The 2,724-nt window shown below is 69.3% G+C and carries 3 protein-coding genes; all 3 read left to right on the top strand.

What is annotated here, in order from left to right:
- Positions 1-822 (top strand): cell division protein FtsQ/DivIB (locus ACOJSF_RS02030; RefSeq protein ID WP_420140570.1); only part of this gene is annotated, 822 nt, incomplete at its 5' end.
- A 10-nt stretch (positions 823-832) separates the two neighbouring features.
- Positions 833-2,077 (top strand): cell division protein FtsA, encoded by a 1,245-nt coding sequence (ftsA, locus tag ACOJSF_RS02025; RefSeq protein ID WP_420140569.1) that lies wholly within the window; start codon positions 833-835, stop codon positions 2,075-2,077.
- A 113-nt stretch (positions 2,078-2,190) separates the two neighbouring features.
- Positions 2,191-2,724: cell division protein FtsZ (locus ACOJSF_RS02020; protein ID WP_420140568.1), on the top strand; the 534-nt coding region annotated here is incomplete at its 3' end.

Genomic DNA, 2,724 nt, shown 5'->3' with positions numbered 1-2,724 from the left:
CGGCTGCTGTCGGCCGTCCCGATTCCGGCGGACCTGCTGCGCCGCGCGCGCAACTGGACGCTGGGCCTGCTCGTCGCGCTCGGCTGCGTCGCGGGGCTGGTCGCGATGGGCGTGCCGCAGATGGTGCGCATGGAAACCGCGCATGCGCTCGGCCGGATGGGCTTCGTCGTGCGCAACATCCAGATCAGCGGGCGCAAGCAGGTCGATCGCGACCAGGTCTATCGCGTCGTCATGCAGGCGCAGGGTCAGGACATGCCGCTGGTCGACCTCAAGGAGATCCGCGCGCAACTGCTCCAGCTCGGCTGGATCGGCGAGGCACGCGTGTCCCGCCGTCTGCCCGATACGCTCGCGATCGATCTGGTCGAGCGAACGCCGGCGGCGATCCTCCAGCGCAACCAGCGGCTGTCGCTGATCGACGCGCGCGGCAACATCCTCGCCTCGGTCGATCCGCGCACGATGCCGCTCCAGCTGCCGCTGGTGATCGGGCCGGGGGTGGAAAGCCAGATCGACGCACTCAACGCGCTGGTCGCGACCCAGCCGACGATCAAGCCTCTGGTCGAAGGCGCCACCTGGATCGGCGAGCGACGCTGGGACTTGCGCTTCCAGTCGGGCGAGACGCTGTCGCTGCCCGAGGGCGATGCGCCGGCGCGCGCCGCGCTCGCTACCTTCGTGCGCAAGGACCAGCAGGAACGCCTGCTCGGGCAGGGCTATCTCCGCTTCGACATGCGCGTGCCCGGCCAGATCGTGGTCCGGGTGAGCGACCAGGAGACCGCAGCCCCCACGCCTCCGCCCGCGCCGCCCTCCGGCGGCCAGACCACCTGAGGAGCTTCTGATGGCGCAGCCTCGCACCGATCGCCTCATCACCGCGGTCGACATCGGATCGTCCAAGGTCGCCGCGCTGATCGCGCAGCCGACCGAGGGCGGGCTGCAGGTGCTGGGCAGCGGCCAGCGCGAGAGCCGCGGCGTCACCAACGGCTACATCACCGACATGGAGCGCACCGAGCAGGCGGTGCGCGAGGCGGTCGAGCAGGCGGAGACGATTGCGCGCACCAATGTCGACGAGGTCGTGGTCGGCTTCTCGGCGGGTGGGCTCCATTCGGACGTCGCCTCGGTCGAGGTCGGGCTGGGCGGGCAGCAGGTGGCGCAGCGCGACATCGACGCGTTGCTCGATGCCGGGCGCAATTCGATCGATCCCGCGGGCCGGCTCGTGCTCCATGCCCAGCCCACGCTTTACACGCTCGACGGGCTGAAGGGCGTCCGCCAGCCGCTCGGCCTCTATGCCGAGACGCTCGGCGTCGACATCCACGTCGTCTCGGCCGATCCGTCGCCGCTTCGCAATCTCGACCACTGCGTCCGCGCCGCGCATCTCGGGGTCGAGGCGATCGTCGCCGCGCCGATCGCGACCGCCACGGCCTGCCTGTCCGAGGAAGAGCGCGAGCTGGGCGTCGCGCTGGTCGAGCTTGGGGCTGGGGTCACCAACGTCTCGCTGTTCGCCGGCGGGCTGCTGGTCGGGCTCGCCTCGCTGCCGATGGGCGCGCGCGAGATCACCGACGACATCGCTTCCACCTTCGGCATGGCGCGCGGGCAGGCCGAGCGGATGAAGTGCGTCCACGGATCGGCGCAGACGGCGCCGCGCGACAATCACGACATGATCGAAACGCCCGGCGGCGACGGGATGGAGCCGATCCGCATCACGCGCGCGCAGCTGATCGGCGTGATCCGCCAGCGGCTCGACCAATGGTTCGCCGCGATCGAGGACAAGCTCAAGGAACTCGGCTTCACCGGCCCGATCGCGCGCCGGCTGGTTTTGACCGGCGGCGGTGCCGAACTGAAGGGCATCGCCGAATATGCGCAGGGCGTGCTCGGCCGCGCGGTGCGGATCGGCCGGCCGAAGGGCCTGCTTGGCCTGCCCGATGCGCATGCGGGGATGAGCTTTACGACGCTGGCGGGTCTGGCGCTCTACACGGCGAGCCAGCCGCTGGACCTGCGGCGCGGCCATTCGATGCAGGAAATTACGCGGCTTTCGCCCGGCGGCATGGTCCAGCGGCTGATTCAGGCGTTCCGGACAAGCTATTGAGCGCAATCCATCCCCAGAAAAGCGGATGTTAACGCAAAAAATCCCTCGCCCCCGCGAATCGCTTCAGGCTATCTGCCAAGCATGAATTTCCGGCGACGGATGGAGTAGGTGATATGGCGATCGAATTCCTCCGGCCCGAGGTTGATGAGCTCAAGCCTCGCATCAGCGTGATCGGCGTCGGCGGCGCCGGCGGCAACGCGGTCGCGAACATGATCGCGAGCCAGGTGCAGGGCGTCGATTTCGTGGTCGCCAACACCGATGCGCAGGCGCTCAACGCCTCTCCGGCCGAGCAGCGGATCCAGCTTGGCGCGAAGATCACGCAAGGGCTGGGCGCGGGGTCGCGGCCCGAAATCGGCCGCGCCGCCGCCGAAGAGACGATGGACCAGGTCGAAAAGACGCTGGAAGGCGCGCACATGTGCTTCATCGCCGCCGGCATGGGCGGCGGCACGGGCACCGGCGCGGCGCCGGTCATCGCCAAGGCCGCGCGCGACAAGGGCATCTTGACCGTCGGCGTCGTCACCAAGCCATTCGCCTTCGAAGGCGCCCGCCGCGGCCGCTCGGCCGACAGCGGCATCGAAGAACTGCAGCAGCATGTCGATACGTTGATCGTCATCCCGAACCAAAATCTGTTCCGGCTCGCCAATTCG

Source organism: Sphingomonas sp. (assembly GCF_048594985.1).
GTDB lineage: Bacteria > Pseudomonadota > Alphaproteobacteria > Sphingomonadales > Sphingomonadaceae > Sphingomonas_I.
The sequence above is the reverse complement of the archived record's forward strand: the minus strand, read 5'-3'. Positions and strand labels throughout refer to the sequence as shown.